Source organism: Candidatus Frankia alpina (assembly GCF_902806485.1).
GTDB classification, from domain to species: Bacteria; Actinomycetota; Actinomycetes; order Frankiales; family Frankiaceae; genus Frankia; species Frankia alpina.
This window is the reverse complement of the sequence record NZ_CADCWT010000017.1, coordinates 1-17981: the sequence shown is the minus strand read 5'-3', so window position 1 is coordinate 17981 and position 17981 is coordinate 1. Positions and strand designations below refer to the sequence as shown.

Here is a 17981-nt window from a genome sequence, read left to right as displayed (position 1 = left end):
CGAACCGTTCGGGCTCCCCTCCCCGGACGCGAGGCGGACCTCCCACGGACCGCCTTGGACGCCCCGCCCTCACTCGACCCGTCGGCCAACGGTCGCGACATCGCTTTACATGGTGCCCCAGGGCATCATGGTCTGAACAGGGAGCTGCCGTCGCGGCGTGTCCACCGCTCGCCCTGTGCCGACGAAACTACGAGAAGACGGATGTCGCCAGGTTGACAGCAGGCCACCATCACGGCAACGCCGACACAACTCCGCGCAGGTTCGCACAACGGCGCCGGGCAGGGATTTTCGGCCCGGCAAGCACGAAATGGGCTGGTCCGGGCACGTGACCGGCCGGGACGGCCGAGGTGGCGCCGCACCGACAGGCAGCGACCGGACCACGTGACAGTGAGTAACCGCTCGGATGATCAATCCGTCGGCAGGCGCAACCAGATCCGCCACCAGTCGGCTATCAGGACGGGGGTAGGCACGAACGAGGTCGCCTGTCCCAGCCGCTTCCCGATCCCGTCGCCGCGGCGGATCCTCGTCTCCACCAGAGCACCGCGGTACTCGAACCAGCCGGCGACGGCGCGGACCGCCTCGGTCGCGTACCCCTCGTGCCGGCATCCGAGCACGATCGACACACCGACGACCGCGCGGCGGCCCTGGGTGTCCGCGGCGATCAGACCGACGGCCGACGGCCCCGACTTGAGCCGCAGCACCCAGGTCAGCACCGACCGGCCGGCACCGGCCCGGCGGCGCAGCTCACGGCGCAGCGACCCGGCCGGGTCGAGCGGGTCCGGGGCGGCGGCGTGCGGATCCGTGCCGACGATCCCGCCGTAGGGGCCGACTCCGTCCCCGCCGCGCCCGCCCGACCGGGCGACGACCGCCGTGAACGCCAGCGTGGGCGCGAGCTCCTCGGCGACGTACCCGGCGTTCCAGATGGTGAGCGGCAGGGCGAGCAGCCGGGGGGTGGTGAGGGTCGGCCCTTCACCCACGACGGGACGGTTCCCGGACCCCGAGCAGGCCCCGTTCCCGCAGCCACGACTCGGTGCGGTCCATGCCGTCGGCGAGCGACACGGCGGGCGACCAACCGGTCAGCCGGCCGATCCGGGAAATGGAGAAGCCGGCGTCGCGGGTCAGTTCGCGCAGGCCGAGCGCCCCGAGGTCCACCCGGGCGCGCGGGTCGACGCCGGCCACGAGCCGGGCCCCGAGACCGCGGACCAGAGCACCGGCGGGTCGGCCCGGCACGGACGCCGGCGGGGCGACACCGGGCAGTGCGGCCACCGCGGCGGTCCCGGCCAGCTCCCGTGTCTGCGCCCCAGGCACAACGCCCGCCGCCGGCGACCTCGGCGCCGCCAGGCGGCTCACGCCGAATGCCCGGACCCGATCCCACGCGTCCACGGCCTCGACGAGCCGGCCCGGCACGGACCGCGGCGAGGGCAGCTCCAGCATCCGGCTGTAGTACCCGAAGAACTCGGCGGCGCTGACCTGCTCGCCCCCGGTGACGTGCAGCACCTCGCCGGCGACCGCGACGCGGTCCGCGGCGGCGACTGCGGTCACCGCCGCGACCACGTCGTCGACGTGGACCGGGCTGAGGACACCACGGCCGCCGTCCACCAGCACGAACCGCCCGGCCCGCATGAGCAGCACCGGCCACAGCGTCCAGCGCCCCGCGCGGGGGCCGTAGGCATCGCCGATACGAATGACGGTGGCACCGAGCCCGTGCGCCGCGGCCGAGCCCACCGCCTGCTCGGCGGCGGCGAGCGCATCGGCCCGCGCGTCGCCGGTGAGGCCGACCGGGGCGGTCTCGTCCACCAGCGGACCGCCCACCAGGCCGGTTTCGGCCCGCTCACTGCCGCGCGGCGCCACCAGCGACAACACGTCCACGCAGGACAGATGTAGGAAACGGGCGACCCCGGCACGGGCAGCCGCGTCGAGCAGGGCGGCGGTGCCACCGAGCGTCACCCGCCGGACCTCGGCGCCGGGGACCCGCAGCGGCGCCCCCGCGCGCCCCGGGCGCACCGGGGTGAGCTCCGCGACGCCGCCGGTGCCCACCGCGGCGGCGTGGATGACCAGTTCGGCCCCGTCGAGCGCCCGCTCCCAGTCACCTGGCCGGCTGATATCGGCCTGCACCACCCCAGGGGCGCGCCGGACGTCCAGTGCGACGACGTCGGCACCCTGCCGGCGCAGTGCATGCGCGAGCGCTCCGCCGAGAAACCCGGCCGCGCCGGTGACCACCGCCCGAACCACGGCCCACTCCTCCTACCCGGATCACCCACGACCGGGGCACCCGCGTCGACGATCCTGTCGCGATCGCCGCAGTCAGCTCCGCCGGCCGGGCCGCGTTCGCTGCCGTCGGCGACGACGTCCCGACCCTACGGGATCGACCGGCCCGGGACAGCGGACCATCGGCGCGAGTCGACCCGGTCGGCCGCCCCTCGGTCCCGCACGCAACCGGAACCCCCCGGTACCGGGGGCGGTGCAGCGCACTCGGTGATCGGACCGGGGTGTCGCCTCAGAGGCCCGTTCTGGGGGTCGCGAAGTCCTGCGTCCAGTAATAGCCGTAGGCGCCGCCCGTCACGAGGCCGACGCCGACCCGGGTCAGTGAGCAGGTGAGGATGTTGGCCCGGTGCTCGGGGCTGTCCATCCAATCCCGGACGACCTCGGCGGCGCTGCGCTGCCCGGCGGCGATGTTCTCCGCGGCGACGGAGAAGTCGAAGCCCGCAGCCGTCATCCGGTCGAACGGGCTACGACCGTCGGGGCTGTCGTGGCGGAAGTAGCCCGACGCGGCCATGTCGACACTGTGCGCCCAGGCCGCCACCGTCAGTACCGGATCGGCCACCAGGTCCGGGCAGCCGGCTGCCCGTCGCTCGCGGTTCGTGGCGGCGATCACATCGGCGACCAGCCGAGCCCGGGCGACCGGCTGACCGAGCGCGGCGAGACCGGCGGTGCCCGCGGGGGCCATTCCCGTCGCGCCCGGACCGGCCTGCGGCGACGGCTGCGCACCGGCGATGCCACCGATCGGGGCCGCCAGCGCCTGGACCCCCGTACGCGCCGTGGTGAGGCTGCCCGACCCGGCCCGGCCGGAGGATGCATCTGCGGCCGGGCCGTCGACGTTCCCCCGGGGCGACCCGCCGGCCGCCGACGTCGCGTTCGCGGCGCCGACGGCAACCCGGCCGGCGTTCGCGCCGACGCCGCCGACGACCCACAGCGCGAACACCAGCGTCACCAGCAGGACGCCCCCCGCCACGCCGAACCCGGGCACCACCGAGCGCCGCGGTGCCCGGTGCCGATTACGCGTGCGTTGCATCGAACCCTTCGCTCGGTCGGCCCCCCGACCTCGTGCCTGGATCGATCAAGGCTAGCTGGACGTAGTCAGGAACTACCACCCTCAACGCCCATCGCCCACCCGATGTGATCGGGTAGCAATGTGGTGGAGATTACCCGCCGAATCGGCCAGGGCGGGGGCCTTGGCGCGGGGGGCACACGGGGGGCACAAAGGGGCAACGCCGACGTCCCTGCGGCGGAGACCCCGCGGTCACCGCTTGCGATCGACCACCGAGGCCGCCGAGGGGTCCGGTTCCGAGAGACCGTCGCCCAGACGGAGATCATCATTCGCCGGCTCCCGGTCGGCGGCCGGCGCGGGGGCCGGTCCGGGGGCCGACTCCCCCCGGGCATCCCGGCTCCGGGCGGCGCGGCGGCGCAGCAGCTCGCCGCCGACCCCCGCCAGGACGGAGGCGACCACCACCACCAGCGCGAACCAGCCCATGGCGTCGCGCAGGCCAGGGATCGCGGAGGCCGCGTAGCCCAGCAGGATCAGCCCGGTGCCCCACACCACCGCGCCGGACACCACGGCGGCGAGAAACCGGTGCCACGGCATGGCGACGGCACCGGCCAGGACCGGGGCGAATGTCCGCGCCCAGGGAACAAACCGGGCGGCCACCAGCGTGACGGCCCCGAACCGCCGGTAGAACTCCTCCGTCCGGGTCAGGGCCGAGGCGTACCGGCGTTCCAGGAAGGGACGGCCCAGCCGGTGACCGGTGTAATACCCGGCCGCGGCGCCGGCGCTGGCCGCGACGGCGACGCCGACCGACAGAACATAGATCGAGACGTCCGCGCCGGCATCCGCGGCGACCAAGCCGGCTGCGAACAGGATCGTGTCCCCGGGAAGCCAGAACCCGATCAGGATCCCGCTCTCGGTAAAAATCATCGCGAACAGGACGATGTACAGCGTCGTCCCAGACAGGCTGCCGACGTCCACGTGACCAGTGTGCCGGGCGGGCCCGCCTCGGTGACGGGCGCGTCGCCGCGGTTGACGTCCCGGGCCCGCCGACGGACCACACCCGTCCGGGCCATCACCGGGCCACGCCCGCGCGCGACCGCACCGGGAACGGCGCCACGTTTCGGCCATCGGGCGCACGCGCCGCCCGGCGGGCCAATCGGATAAGTCCCCGGCGCCGCCCCGGACGCCCCGCGAGCCGTGCACCGGCCACCGGACCGCCTCGGGAGGCGACGGCGCCGCGACACCTGCGCGTCGGCGCCGCATCGGAAGCCGACTTTGCCCCGGCGACGTCGGCCGCATCCGACCACGCCGACGGGGCGTGCCGTCATACCCTTCGCCCACCAACAGTCCAACGGCGGTCTGCAGGTCCCATCGGGCTGCCCAGCGCCGCCGTATATGGCTGATCGGCGCCCCGACAGCTTCGACAAGGAGCCCCACCGATGCCCATCGCCACGCCAGAGACCTACGCCCAGATGCTCGACCGGGCGAAGTCCGAGCCCTTCGCCTACCCCGCGATCAACGTCACCTCGTCGCAGACCCTCAATGCCGCCCTGCGGGGATTCGCCGAGGCGGGCAGCGACGGGATCGTGCAGGTTTCCACCGGCGGTGCGGAGTACCTGTCCGGTTCGACGATCAAGAACATGGTCCTGGGCGCGGAGGCGCTGGCCGAGTACGCCCACCACGTCGCGAAGGCTTACCCGGTCACCATCGCGTTGCACACCGACCACTGCCCGGCGGACAAGCTCGACACCTACATCCGGCCGCTCATCGCGATCTCCAGGGAGCGGGTCGCGGCCGGGCGTGAGCCGCTGTTCCAGTCCCACATGTGGGACGGCTCGGCCGTCGAGCTCGAGGAGAACCTCAAGATCGCGGAGGAGTTGCTCGCCGACGCCGCCGCCGCGAAGATCGTTCTCGAGGTCGAGATCGGGGTCGTCGGCGGCGAGGAGGACGGCGTCGTCGGCGCAATCGACGAGAAGCTCTACACCACGCCGGGCGACATGTGGCGGACCGCCGAGGTCCTCGGCTCGGGCGAGAAGGGCCGTTACCTGCTGGCCGCCACCTTCGGCAACGTGCACGGCGTGTACAAGCCGGGAAACGTCAAACTTCGTCCGACGATTCTTCGCGAAGGTCAGGATCACGTCGCCCAGAAGCTGGGTCTGCCGGCCGGCGCAAAGCCGTTCGACCTCGTCTTCCACGGCGGCAGCGGCTCCGACCTCAGTGAGATCCGGGAGACCCTGGACTACGGCGTCGTGAAGATGAACGTGGACACCGACACCCAGTACGCATTCACCCGTCCCATCGTGGACCACGCCTTCAGGAATTATGACGGTGTGCTCAAGGTGGACGGCGAGGTCGGGGCGAAGAAAGCATACGACCCGCGCACCTACGGAAAGCTCGCCGAAACCGGCATGGCGGCCCGTGTGGCCCAGGCCTGCGAGGACCTCCGCTCCGCCGGTCGGTCCCTCAGCAAGGCGTAGCCACCGCCGGCTTCCGAACTCGGCCCAACCGCAACCGTCCAGGCCCGGAGGACCACACCCGGCGATCGTCGTCCAGGGTGCGCCACCGGGCGCTGTCGGGCCAAAACGGGCAACATCGGGCCGGTCCTGGGCCGCCGGTCGGGTGGTTTTCCGCTAAATCGCCGGCCTGGCCCTGCCGATCCGGCCGGACCGGCTCCTCGCCGACCCGCGTCGGCGGACATTCCGGCTGGCACGCTCCGCGTCGGCGATGGTCCCGACGATGTCCCGTATCATGCGAGCGCCCACGGTCCCCCAGTTGCACCATGCGACTGGGGGACCACTGTTTTTCCCCGAGTGGTCCCCATCGGGTCCGTTGCCCGGTCACGCTTAGCGGCAGCAGGTTTCGGCCAGATCAGCCCACACGAGGCGGGCGTGCGGCCGCACCGAACGCCCCGGGGGCCCCGGGGAGGGGCAACCAGGACATCCGGCCTCGGGACCTGGGCCTCCGGGCACCGCCGTTCCCCCGCATGACCGGCTGGACACGCGGCGCACCCGAATGACGTCTTTGTGAGTCACCACCAGGTTTCAGTAGCTTTTCTCACACAGATAGGCTGGACCGGACGAACTGGGGTAATTGAGCCAATGCGTCCATCCGGCGCGCCGGCCCGCAGTCGATATTGCTTCCCCGCAGGTCACCCATTCGGCGCGATTCACCACACTCTGGTCGCCATCACCCATCGGCAAACAGGGTGATCAGCCGGATACAAATGCCCCTGCCAGCCATACCGCCAGGTTGATGAGCGGGCGCGCACGCGCGATACCAGTCACTCCGGGGCTACTCAAGCAGGCGCGCCGACTGTGCTCTTTTTCACGCGCCCTATTCAATGCTTGGCGACTCGCCGGGCGGCGTGGTTATGGTCTTCGCCGTGCCGACAACAACGTCTGGCATTCGTCGGGCGGCACGCCGAATCCTGCCCCCGACCGGCGATTTCACCAGACTGGGCGGCAGGAACGGGGGAACCATCTCCGAGCGTCGAAAGGATTCGATGCTCTCGGGGTGAAGCCATGAGGACGGTCGCACGAGGGTCTTTCGGTGCGAGCACACGTCCCCAGGAATACCTGGCATGGCCGGGCAGTTCCCAGCCCGAATCCGACAGCTCACCTCGCAGGCGTGGGGAAGGACCACAATATATGTCCGACGCACGTACCAGTGGCCGACAATGGAGCGCCGGAACCCGCATCAGGGCGCGGACCCTCATGGTTGCTCCGGTTCTCGCAGCGGCAGTCGGCGGCACCCTCGCGGTGAGCCAGCCGGCCGAGGCGGCGACGACCTGGGCGGGTCTGCGACAGTGCGAGTCCGGCGGTGACTACACGACCAACACCGGAAATAACTACTTTGGTGCGTACCAGTTCTCGGCCAGCACCTGGCGCAGCCTCGGTTACGGGGGGCTGCCCCACGAGGCGGCACCGGCGGTCCAGGACCAGGCCGCTCTCCGGCTCGCTCAACGCTCCGGCTTCGGCCAGTGGCCGGTCTGCGGCCGCGGGATGGGCGCCAACCAACTCGCGGGGGGCACGTCGTCCAGCGGCGCGGTGCAGGCGTCGCGCTCGGCGCAGCGTGCCGTGCTGACCGTCAGCCCCGTCGCCTCCACCACCCCGCACTTCACCCGCACCCTCACGGCCGCGCTGGCCAGGCAGGATCGCGCCGATGTGCGAGCCTGGCAGACCCGGATGAGCCAGCTCGGCTACCCGATTGCGGTCGACGGCCACTTCGGACCACGCTCCGCCGCCGCCGCCCGTTCCTTCCAGGGCTCCCACGGTCTGGCCGTCGACGGCATCGTCGGCCCGGCGACCTGGCATGCCACCTTCGGCTGAGCGCCGCGTCACGCGCGGTAGCCATCCGGCCGATCGCCGCGCCGCCTAACGGCACCTTCCACACGTAGTCCATCCGGCCCGGGACGCGGGGACGCGCGTCACGGCTCCCGGACGACCTTCCCACCCCGGTGACACCGGCAGGGAAGCTCACCAACTCGACCCGACCGGCCCGCCCGGACGATCTCCGCTGCGCGTTCCGAAACGGGCCGGTCGGCCACCATCTCCACGCCGGATGCGCCCTGCGGGGTCGGGATACCCCCGCCGCGCCGCCGGCACACCCCGCCGCCCGATCGGGCGGCACTCTCGGGCTCCGCCGTTCGCGTGTCCCAACCTGGTTACTCCGAACCACCCGGTTTGCGCCCCCTGGACCGCTATCGCTAGAGTCCCGATCACTCGCCACCCTGGCGAGGCCGCTCGGACGGACGCCGAGTCCTGCCCGACGTACGAGCGGTCGGCACTAGTACGCACCGCAACGGGCAGGAGTGTGGGACCCACCAATTCGGGCGTCCCAGACGCCCTTGGGGTTAAGCAGGCTCGTCCCAGCCATCCGGTGGGGAGAACGTTTCCCACGCAGCACCGAAGGATCTGGGCGAACCGGCCGGGCCATCCCAGCCCGCACCCGACAGCTCACCCCGCAGGCGATCGGGATTGGACTGACATGCCGTCAGGACAGCGTGGTGGTAAACATCGGGCCCCGCAGGCCCACTCGACTGCGGGTCGTATCCTTCGCACCACCGGCGCGGTGACGGCCATCGTCGGCAGCGGGCTCGCGGTCACCGCGGCCCCAGCCGGCGCCGCCACCGCCGACGACTTCGCCAAGCTCCGGCAGTGCGAGTCCGGCGGGAACTACGCCATCAACACCGGCAACGGCTTCTCCGGCGTATACCAGTTCGACGACCAGACGTGGCACGGCCTCGGCTACTCCGGCCGGCCCTACCAGGCGTCCCCCGCCGCGCAGGACGAGGCGGCCGCCAAGCTCTACAACGCCCGGGGCTGGCAGCCCTGGCCGTCCTGCTCCCGGAAGATGGGCCTGGCGAACAATGGCCCGGCCTCGGTCGGCTCCGGCGACGTCATCGAGCAGGCCCTCACCCCCGCCGAGCCGCCGATGACGCTCGACCGCGCCCGCCAGGAGATGGGCGACAACGCCTACAAGGGCACCGTCCTCAACGCCGGATACAGCGACGACGTCCGCCCGGACGCCTTCGTCTGGCAGGCGGCGATGCGCAACAAGGGCTTCGTGCTCACCGTCGACGGCAAGTTCGGTCCGCAGTCCCAGGGCATCGCCGCCCTCTACGGCTACCTGACCCGGGTCAGCGACGGCCAGCCCGGTGCCGTCGGCCAGAACCTGTGGAACGTCACCGTCCGATCCTGACCCGGCGCGAGGGGACGCCCCGACCGTGCGGCAGGATGCTCCCATGACGACGCCGTCCGATCCGGGCCGCAACCTGCTCTCCGGTCCGCCGCCGACGCTGCTGCCCTCCGACGCCATCGCCACCGACGCGCTGGCCGCGGGCGAGGCGCCGGCCGCCGTGGCCGCCGCCTCGCCCGCGCTGAGCGCCCCGTGGGCCGCCCTGGCCGAGATCGCGCTGGCCGGCGACCGGCCCGTCGAGGCGTACGCGTACGCCCGCACCGGATACCACCGGGGGCTCGACGCGCTGCGCCGCGCCGGTTGGCGGGGCAACGGGCCGATTCCCTGGTCGCACGAGCCGAACCGCGGTTTCCTGCGTTCCCTGGCTGCGCTCGCCCGCGCTGCGGCGGCCATCGAGGACACCGAGGAAGCCGCCCGCTGCAAGGCGTTCCTCACCGACAGCGATCCCACCGCCGCCCGCGCACTCGACTTCGACGCGCCGTGAGCCACCGACATCGGTTGGTAGGGGTATCGCGCGATCGGCCCCGCGCGAGTGCCATCCCTAGTAACCTCGCCCGGTGCCCGCTCTCGTCCTCATCGGCGCCCAATGGGGCGACGAGGGAAAAGGAAAGGCGACCGACCTTCTGGGCGGCGCCGTCGACTACGTCGTCCGATACCAGGGCGGCAACAACGCCGGCCACACGGTGGTCATCGGTGAGGAGCGCTACGCCCTCCACCTGATCCCCAGCGGCATCCTGCGGGCGGACTGCGTGCCGGTGATCGGCAACGGAGTCGTGATCGACCCCGGTGTGCTACTCACTGAGATGGACGGGCTCGCCGCCCGAGGCATCGACGTCTCGCGCCTGCTGATCAGCGCGAACGCCCATCTGATCATGCCGCACCACCGGGCCCTCGACCGGGTGACCGAGCGCTACCTGGGCAAGGCGCGGATCGGCACCACCGGCCGCGGCATCGGCCCGACCTACGGCGACAAGGTCGCCCGCACCGGCATCCGGGTCCAGGACCTGCTCGACCCGGGCATCTTCCGCAAGAAGCTCGAACTCGCGCTGCGGGAGAAGAACCAGGTCCTGGCGAAGGTCTACAACCGGCGGCGGATCGAGGTGGACGAGGTGGTCGAGGAGTACGCCGCCTACGCCGAACGCCTCGGCCCGCACATCGCCGACACCGGCCTCGTCCTGGACCGGGCGCTGCGCGCGGGCGAGGTCGTGCTGCTGGAGGGCTCCCAGGGCACGCTGCTCGACGTCGACCACGGCACCTACCCGTTCGTGACCTCGTCGAACCCGACCGCCGGGTACGCGGCGACCGGCGCCGGCATCGGGCCGACCCGGATCAACCGGGTCATCGGGATCATCAAGGCGTACACCACCCGGGTCGGCGCCGGCCCCTTCCCCACCGAGCTGGACGACAAGGTCGGCGAGGAGCTACGGCGCATCGGTGGTGAGTTCGGCGTGACGACCGGCCGTGCGCGGCGCACCGGCTGGTTCGACGCGGTGATCGCCCGCTACGCGGTGCGGGTCAACGGCCTGACCGACCTGTTTCTCACCAAGCTGGACGTGCTGTCCGGCTTCGACCGCGTGCCGATCTGCGTCGGCTACGACATCGGTGGCAAGCGGGTCGACGAGATGCCGATGACGCAGACCGAGTTCCACCATGCCCGTCCCATCTACACCGAGCTGCCGGGCTGGCAGGAGGACCTCTCCGACGTGCGGAAGTACGCCGACCTGCCCGCGACGGCGAAGGACTACATCCGGGCGCTGGAGAATCTCTCCGGCGCCCCCGTCTCCGCGATCGGCGTCGGCCCGGGCCGCGACCAGACCCTGGTCATCAACGAACTGGTCTGACCCCGCTCGGCCGCCCCGCCCTCACACCGCCGCGCTTGCATTACACAGCGCTACCATCGACGCTTGGGTGGTCACGTTCAGCGGCGACGGGTGGGGGTGAGGACGGTGACCGGTGCAGGGTCCCGCCTGTCCGGCGACGATCACTCCGTCCCCGGCCAGATGCCGGCGCCATCCACCCCCGTCACCGCCGACACCCGCACCGCCGCGGACACCCGCACCGCCGCGGACACCCGGCCCGCCGCCGACACCCGGCCGGCATTGTGGGCGCCGGCGGTGCGGCACCGGTACCTGCGCTCGACCGACTCCGACGCCTGGCCCGTCGGGTTCTCCCCCACCGGCGAGGCGCTGCCGGACACACTCACCGACGTGCTGTTGCGAGGCAGCCACGCCATCCGCAGCTCGAAGCGCGCCGAGGCGCAGCGGCTCGAACGCGCCGCCGCAGTCGCGAACCACGTCGACGCCCAGATCCGCGACTTCCTGGACTTCTGCGCCGCGGAGAGCCTGGTGCCGCCGGTCACCGTGCGGGCCCGCGGCACCATGGCGCGCCGGACCGGCGGCCGGCACGGGTCCCGGCCACGCGCGGTTGTCGACCCGCACGGGAGCATCCCCGCGCGGGTCGCGGCGGATGGCGACGACGAGCCGCCCGCCGGCGGGCAGTCACCGCGCAGGGTGCGCCGCGAGCGGCTGAATGCCTGGCCGCTGCTGTACTGGCGGTGCGAGTCCTTCCCTGCCGCCGGGCGATCGCTGCACCTGTTCGTCGAACCGAGCGGGCGTGCCTTCGAGGGACGCGACGATCCGTCGCCGCTGACGGTGCTCGGCCGGGAGGTCCGCGTCTGGCCGGTCGACGCGGCCGCCATCGTCGCCGGCATGGCCGAGGTGGACGCTCGCCGCTGCGCCCTGCACCTGGTGCACGGGATGGCCCACCTGCTCTGGCGCGCGGGCGTCGGCCTCTGACTCGGCGAACCCGAACCCAGGCGGGGCGGAGCGGGGCCGATTGCGGTGCGTTCTGCACGGTCTGAGCCCCGGAACCGTACACAACGCACCGCAACACTTCCCCCGCACCGCACGCCCCCCCGCGCGCAGACGACCGCCACCACCTGGGTGGTAAACAGGAACCCCAGACCAAATCCCGGCGCACGGAACGCAGCCCCGGTTTCGGGGCCATCTCATCCTTTCGACACCTCGACGGTGGTTCGCTTCCGCTCGTCTTCCCGGCCCACCCTGATGCAGTAACGCCACGCCTTTCCGCCTCGCTCACGACCACCGGACTTTGACACCGGCAGCCGCAGACGGTGGTTTGTGGCCTCCGCCTGGAGCTTCGGCTGAGGCTGGGTGATCCACGAACACGGCTTGAGCGGAACGCCCTGGCAGGCCCGGCAGACCGGCTGGTCTCGCACTGAGCTGCGTGCCCGATATGTCCCGGCTGATGGCCGTCGACGGGTGGGCGCGGGACACCTGATGATCAGCTACGCGCTAGGCTGAGCCGGTGACCCGACCCGACCACCACGGCTCCCAGCCCGTTCCGGCGCTCGTCGGGGTGCCGCGCCGCTCGATGCGCCCGCGCCGGTTCCCTTCCCCGGCGCCGCGCGTCGGGAACCAGCGTTGACGGCCGCCTCCGGCCCTCGCCCGCCCTGCGCTCCGCCGCGGCGCGGCCACGGTCCGGCCGCCTCCGGCCCCACCGCCCTCTCCCCGGCCACCTGCCCGTCCCCCGGTGCCCGCCGGCGCGCGGCCGGCCGCCGCCCCCGCCCTGAGGTGAAAAGATGAAGGTCCTGGTCGTCGGCTCCGGCGGGCGCGAGCATGCCCTCTGCCGGGCGCTCGCTCGCGACCCGAAGGTCGACGCGCTGGTGTGCGCGCCGGGCAACGCCGGCACGGCGGAGCTCGCCGAGCCCCGCCCACTCGACGTCGCCGACCCGGACGCAATCGCGGAGCTCGCCGAGCGGGTCGGCGCCGATCTCACCGTGATCGGTCCGGAGGTGCCACTGGTCGCCGGGGCCGTCGACGAGCTGCGTGCCCACGGCCTGCCGGTGTTCGGGCCGAGCGCCGCCGCGGCCCGGCTGGAGGGCAGCAAGGCGTTCGCCAAGGGAGTCATGACCGCCGCGGGCGTTCCCACGGCCGCCGCCCGCGACCACACCGAGGTCGAGCCTGCCCTGGCCGACCTCGACGAGTTCGGCCCGCCGTACGTGGTGAAGTACGACGGACTGGCCGCCGGCAAGGGTGTCACCGTGACCGACGACCGCGATGCCGCCGTCGCCGCCGTGCGCGCGAGCCTGCGTGGCCCGGATGACCGGGTCGTCCTGGAGGAGTACCTCGACGGCCCGGAGGTCTCGCTGTTCGCGGTCGTGACCGAGTCCGGCGCGGTCCTGCCGTTGCTACCCGCCCAGGATCACAAGCGGGTCGGCGACGGCGACACCGGGCCGAACACCGGCGGGATGGGCGCGTACACCCCGCTGCCCTGGGCGTCACACGGGCTGTCCGCAGAGATCGTGGCGACGGTGATCCGCCCGACCGTGGACGAGATGGCGCGGCGCGGCACCCCGTTCACCGGCCTGCTCTACGCCGGGCTCGCGCTGACCACCCGCGGCCCGCGAGTGGTGGAGTTCAACGTTCGCTTCGGCGATCCCGAGGTGCAGGCCATCCTCGCCCTGCTCAGCACGCCGCTGACCGACGTGCTGTCGGGGCGCCGCGCGCCGGTGTGGCGTTCGGGCGCCGCCATCAGCGTCGTCGTGGCCGCGCCGGGCTACCCGGCGGCCCCGCGCCTGGGCGACCCGATCCGCGGGCTCGCCGCCGCCGGCGCGTTGACGGGCGTCGACGTCCTGCACGCCGGAACCCGCCGGGACACCGGCGGCCAGGTCGTCTCGTCCGGCGGGCGCGTGCTGTCCGTCACGGCGATCGGCTCCAACCTGGAGTCCGCGCGAGGATCTGCCTACGAGGCCGTCAGCCGGATCTCGCTGGCCGACGCCCATTACCGAACCGATATCGGGGAACCGTCGCGGATGCGTCATGCGGCTGACGTACATCGCGCGGACACCGCGCCGGGCGGGGACCCGACGCGGCCGAGGAAGAAGGAGTAGACCGTGTCGCAGAGCAGCACCGGATCCGACCGTCCCCGGGTGGCCGTCGTCTTCGGGTCGCCGTCGGACACCCAGACGATGAGCAAGGCCGGCGCCACCCTGGAGCGTTTCGGCGTGCCGTACGAGCAGGTGTCGCTGTCGGCGCACCGGGCCCCGCGCACCCTCGCCGAGTACGTCGGCCAGCTGCGGGCCCGGGACATCTCGGTGGTCATCGCCGGGGCAGGCCTGGCCGCGGCGCTACCCGGTGCCGTCGCGGCGCTGACCACGCTGCCGGTGATCGGGGTGCCGATCTCCGGCGGGGCGCTGGACGGGATGGACTCGATGCTCGCCATCACCCAGATGCCCCCGGGCGTGCCGGTCGCCACCGTCGGGCTGAACAACTCAACGAACGCGGCGATCCTCGCCGTTCAGATCCTGGCGCTGTCCGACCCCGACCTGAGCCTCAAGCTCGCCGCGTTCAAGGACGACTTCGAGCAGGCCGCGGCGGACGCCCTGAGCACGGTGGCCACCGCCGCCGCCCAGCCGTGATCGGCCGGTACACCCTGCCCGACATGGGCCGGGTATGGTCCGAGGCACGCAAGTACGAGCTGTGGTGCCAGGTCGAGGTGCTGGTCATGGAGGCGCACGCCGCCGCCGGCCGGATTCCCGCCGACTCCGTCGCACCGGTTCGGGCGGCCCCCGCTCCCACGCCCGAGGCGGTCGCGGAGATCGAGGCCGCCACCCAGCACGACGTGATCGCCTTCCTGTCGGCCTGGGCGGACCGCACCGAACCCCGCTCGGCCGCCGCCTACGTCCACTTCGGGATGACGTCGTCGGACCTGCTGGACACGGCGCTGGCGCTGCAGCTCGTCGAGTCGACCGACCTGCTGCTGGCCCGCGCGGACACGCTAGTGGCGGCCCTGCGCGAGCTGGGCCTGGCCCACCGGGACACCCTGCGGGTCGGGCGCACCCACGGCATCCACGGCGAGCCGACCGTCTTCGGCCACCGGGTCGCCGACCTCGCGTTCGGCCTCGCCCGCTGCCGCGACCGGCTGCGCGCCGCCCGCGCCGACGTCGCCGTCGCCAAGATCTCCGGCGCGGTGGGGACGTACTCGAACATCGAGTCGGACGTCGAGGCGTACGTCGCCGACAAGCTGGGCCTGCGCCCGACGCCGGTGGCGACCCAGGTGGTGCTGCGCGACGGCATCGCGAACTGGGTGGCGGCGCTGGCGGGGCTGGCGACCATCTGCGAGGCGGTCGCGCTGGAGGTGCGCCACGGCCAGCGCACGGAGGTCCGGGAGCTGTCCGAGCCGTTCGGCTCCGGGCAGAAGGGCTCCTCGGCGATGCCGCACAAGAAGAATCCGATCATGTCGGAGCGGATCGCCGGCCTCGCCCGGATCGTGCGGGCCCAGTACGTCCCGGTGCTGGAGGGTGTGCCGCTCTGGCACGAGCGTGACATCTCGCACTCGTCGACCGAGCGGATCGCCCTGCCGGACGCCGCCGCCGGCGTCGACTACCTGCTGCACCTGACCACCCGGCTGGTCACCGGCCTGGTCGTCGACACCGCCCGGATGCGGGCGAACCTCGACGCCACCGGCGGGCTGGTCTACACCTCGGCGGTGCTGCTGGAACTGGTCGAGACGGGCCTGTCCCGCGAGGACGCCTACGCCATCACCCAGGCGGCGGCGATGGAGACCTGGCAGACCGGCGTGCCGTTCCGCGAAACCCTGCGCAAGCACGCCGGCGACCGCGGCCTCCCGCTCGACGAGGCCCGCCTCGACGAGGTCAGCCGCCCCGAGCGCTACACCGAGCGCCTCGGCCCCGTCTTCGCCGCCCTCGCCGCCCTCACCTAAGCCGCGGCTCCCGGGGCCGGCAGGCGCCACCCGCCGGCCGGCCTCGGACGCCTTCGCCTTCCGTCGTCGCAGGACCACGCCGATCCACCGATCAAGCATGCCGCGGCCAGACACGGACGCGCACCTCGTCAAGCCGGCGTTCGACGACGGTACCCACCGGCCAGTCACCGACGAGCTGCATCAAACCGTCGGCCAGGTCGTCGGCGCTGGAGGCAGGCCATCGCTACGCTTCGAGACTCGCTCGTAACGCACCGATGTACCGGCGGCGGTCCGTTGCGACGTCACGAATCATCGCCGTCGTCGTCGCCCGGTGAGAGGACATCCCTGCGAACGCGCGCCCACAGCCACATCCACCGTCGGGGTTCCGGCGATCGGTCGCGCAGACGAGCCCGATCCACACGAGCTCCCCCTCGATGCAGTAGTTGAAGTCGTTGTGTCGGCGGCCCTGGGCGGCCGCCGTCGCAGTAAAGATCTTCAAGGTGGCTCCTCGGGCCAGGAAGGAATCGACTGCGCCGACGCCAGGTGGCGGGGTCGCCAGGTGGAGCGGAGGACGGGCGGCGCCGGACCCGCGCATCGAAACATCCGGGAGCTCGACAGACGAGGAGCAAAAGTCACCGCAATGACATGATCACGACATCGCTGCAGGTCAGAGCCCCTGTTTCGGAACCGACGCGGTACGCGCGAGAAGTATTCGAGGGCGGCCCCCCGTTCCGGTCCGCGCAGTGATCGACCGAACAATCAGCCGCGTCGCCGGCCAGGACAACCGCCTCAGTGGATGAGGACTTCCAGGGCGACTAGGATCAGGCCGAGCAGGGAGCTGCCGGTCGCGTAGCGGGCCAACCGCCAGCCGCCGAGGCCCGCGGCGCGGGCGGCGCGGGCCAGGACCAGCACGCCGAGCGGGACGAGCGCGGCCCGCACGAGCGGCCAGTTCGCCACCAGCGCCGTCCAGGCCAGCCGCAGCCCTCGTGGTGGTGAGACGGCCGCCCGCGCGCTGGTGGCCTCGCCGGGGGTGAGCCGGCCGGGCGACGGCGTGCGCGTAGCCATGGGCCAGCCAGAACACGGCGGCCGTGATCAGGACGTCGGCAAGCGGATCGGTCCGCGGGTCCTGGGCGGCTATCAGCCCGGCGGTGAGGATCGTGCCGTAGATGCCAGGCTCCGGGCGACTGTGTCCCCGAGCCCGGCAACGGGCCCAGGCCCAGGTCCGGGTTCGCACGCACCGCCTTCCCGACCCCTCGTCGCCCATGTCTCGTCCCGCATCCTGTCGCCCCCGTCCGTCCTGGGGCCGACGATCCATGCGCTGTCTCAGCTCCGGACGAGCGGGCGGCCCGCCGTCCATCCTCAGCGTTTCTCCTGGGCAACGCATGTCCGCTGTGGCCAGGCAGCGTGCGGCTGAGCGGTGCCGATGCCGCGATCCCGTCGCCTTGCTTCCCGTACTCATATTGATGCGGAACGTTATAATTAGATGCGTTTCGGTTGGACGCCGCCGGTCGGCATGGCTCGGAGGAGGACGATGAGCAGCAGGCCGCCGGGCGTTCCGGGTGGCTCGACGCCGGTCTGGGACGCGGTGCTCGCTCCACAGGATCCTCGCCAGATCAGCGGATACTGGCTCCGGGCCCGGATCGGTGCGGGCGGCATGGGCGCGGTCTACCTGTCCTACACCCCGGGCGGCCGACCGGTGGCGATCAAGGTTGCTCGGCCGGAGTTCGCCGCCGACGCGGAGTTTCGCCGACGCTTTGCCTCGGAAGTGGCAATCGCCCAACGGGTGCAGGGCCTCTATACCGCCCCGGTCATCGACTATGACGCCGACGCCGCGCAGCCCTGGTTGGCCACCGCGTACGTCGCCGCGCCCTCGCTGGCCGCGGCTGTCGCTCGTCAGGGCATGCTCCCCCCGGAGACCGTCCTGGTCCTGCTCGCCGGAGTTGCGGAGGCGTTGCAGTCCATCCACGCCGCTGGTGTCATCCACCGTGATCTCAAGCCGGGGAACGTCATTCTCGCGTCGGACGGCCCACGCGTGATCGACTTTGGTATCTCCCGTGCGGTGGAGGCCTCGTCCGGCGCCATCACCCAGGCCGGGGCCCGGATAGGCACACCGGCATTCATGGCGCCGGAGCAGGTTCAGGGACGATCCTTCGGACCCGCCGGAGACATTTTTGCCCTGGGCTCCACCGCCTACTACAGGCTCACCGGCGAGTTGCCCTTCGGCGCGGACGCCGCGGTGTTCCATCGCATTGAGCCTTTCCCGATAACGTTTCGTCGCTTTGCGTGACATCAATGT

At 72.4% G+C, this 17981-nt stretch carries 14 protein-coding genes, 2 pseudogenes and 1 riboswitch; of the genes and pseudogenes, 10 read left to right on the top strand and 6 right to left on the bottom strand.

Annotation, left to right across the window (positions count from 1 at the left end):
- Positions 1-407: 407 nt before the first annotated feature.
- The 4 genes from G6R25_RS03990 to G6R25_RS03975 all read right to left on the bottom strand — a co-directional run bounded on the left by G6R25_RS03990 (position 408) and on the right by G6R25_RS03975 (position 4243).
- On the bottom strand, positions 408-977 hold the full coding sequence (locus tag G6R25_RS03990; protein WP_163551881.1) for a GNAT family N-acetyltransferase: 570 nt from the start codon (positions 975-977) through the stop codon (positions 408-410).
- Positions 970-2232 (bottom strand): NAD-dependent epimerase/dehydratase family protein, encoded by a 1263-nt coding sequence (locus G6R25_RS03985; protein ID WP_163551879.1) that lies wholly within the window; start codon positions 2230-2232, stop codon positions 970-972. Before G6R25_RS03985 ends, G6R25_RS03990 begins: the two co-directional genes overlap by 8 nt.
- Positions 2233-2497: 265 nt before the next feature.
- The gene (locus G6R25_RS03980) at positions 2498-3292 is read right to left on the bottom strand and encodes a CAP domain-containing protein (RefSeq protein WP_163551877.1); all 795 of its coding nucleotides are present in this window, start codon (positions 3290-3292) and stop codon (positions 2498-2500) included.
- Between the two features lie 228 nt (positions 3293-3520).
- Positions 3521-4243, bottom strand: coding sequence for a DedA family protein (locus G6R25_RS03975; RefSeq protein ID WP_163551875.1), 723 nt, complete (start codon positions 4241-4243; stop codon positions 3521-3523).
- 461 nt (positions 4244-4704) lie between these two features.
- Here G6R25_RS03975 and fbaA point away from each other — a divergent pair, with 461 nt between their 5' ends.
- From fbaA to purB, 9 genes are all read left to right on the top strand, one after another.
- Positions 4705-5742: a class II fructose-bisphosphate aldolase gene (fbaA, locus tag G6R25_RS03970; RefSeq protein WP_163551873.1), complete on the top strand. Its 1038-nt coding sequence runs from the start codon at positions 4705-4707 to the stop codon at positions 5740-5742.
- A gap of 931 nt (positions 5743-6673) precedes the next feature.
- A riboswitch (cyclic di-AMP (ydaO/yuaA leader) is annotated at positions 6674-6906 on the top strand.
- Positions 6907-6912: 6 nt separating this feature from the next.
- Entirely contained in the window at positions 6913-7593 is a 681-nt protein-coding gene (locus G6R25_RS03965; protein ID WP_163551871.1) for a transglycosylase family protein, read from the top strand.
- A gap of 658 nt (positions 7594-8251) precedes the next feature.
- On the top strand, positions 8252-8965 hold the full coding sequence (locus tag G6R25_RS03960; protein WP_163551869.1) for a transglycosylase family protein: 714 nt from the start codon (positions 8252-8254) through the stop codon (positions 8963-8965).
- Between the two features lie 43 nt (positions 8966-9008).
- Positions 9009-9446 carry a DUF3151 domain-containing protein gene (locus tag G6R25_RS03955; protein WP_163551867.1) on the top strand — a complete coding sequence of 146 codons (438 nt, stop codon included), beginning with the start codon at positions 9009-9011 and terminating at the stop codon, positions 9444-9446.
- A 73-nt stretch (positions 9447-9519) separates the two neighbouring features.
- Positions 9520-10803 (top strand): adenylosuccinate synthase, encoded by a 1284-nt coding sequence (locus tag G6R25_RS03950; RefSeq protein WP_163551865.1) that lies wholly within the window; start codon positions 9520-9522, stop codon positions 10801-10803.
- 105 nt (positions 10804-10908) lie between these two features.
- Positions 10909-11757 (top strand): hypothetical protein, encoded by an 849-nt coding sequence (locus tag G6R25_RS03945; protein ID WP_235947364.1) that lies wholly within the window; start codon positions 10909-10911, stop codon positions 11755-11757.
- A gap of 806 nt (positions 11758-12563) precedes the next feature.
- Positions 12564-13874 (top strand): phosphoribosylamine--glycine ligase, encoded by a 1311-nt coding sequence (gene purD / locus G6R25_RS03940; protein WP_163551863.1) that lies wholly within the window; start codon positions 12564-12566, stop codon positions 13872-13874.
- 3 nt (positions 13875-13877) lie between these two features.
- Positions 13878-14402 carry a 5-(carboxyamino)imidazole ribonucleotide mutase gene (gene purE / locus G6R25_RS03935; RefSeq protein ID WP_136448341.1) on the top strand — a complete coding sequence of 175 codons (525 nt, stop codon included), beginning with the start codon at positions 13878-13880 and terminating at the stop codon, positions 14400-14402.
- Positions 14399-15706 (top strand): adenylosuccinate lyase, encoded by a 1308-nt coding sequence (purB, locus tag G6R25_RS03930; RefSeq protein WP_163551861.1) that lies wholly within the window; start codon positions 14399-14401, stop codon positions 15704-15706. Before purE ends, purB begins: the two co-directional genes overlap by 4 nt.
- Positions 15707-15797: 91 nt before the next feature.
- On the opposite strand, the pseudogene G6R25_RS30105 reads toward purB, so the two are convergent.
- Positions 15798-16280, bottom strand: a pseudogene (locus G6R25_RS30105) (DUF7715 family protein).
- Between the two features lie 194 nt (positions 16281-16474).
- Positions 16475-16750: a hypothetical protein gene (locus tag G6R25_RS03925; RefSeq protein WP_163551859.1), complete on the bottom strand. Its 276-nt coding sequence runs from the start codon at positions 16748-16750 to the stop codon at positions 16475-16477.
- Positions 16751-17216: 466 nt separating this feature from the next.
- Here G6R25_RS03925 and G6R25_RS03920 point away from each other — a divergent pair.
- Positions 17217-17939: pseudogene (locus G6R25_RS03920) on the top strand (serine/threonine-protein kinase); the annotation flags it as partial.
- Between the last annotated feature and the right edge of the window lie 42 nt (positions 17940-17981).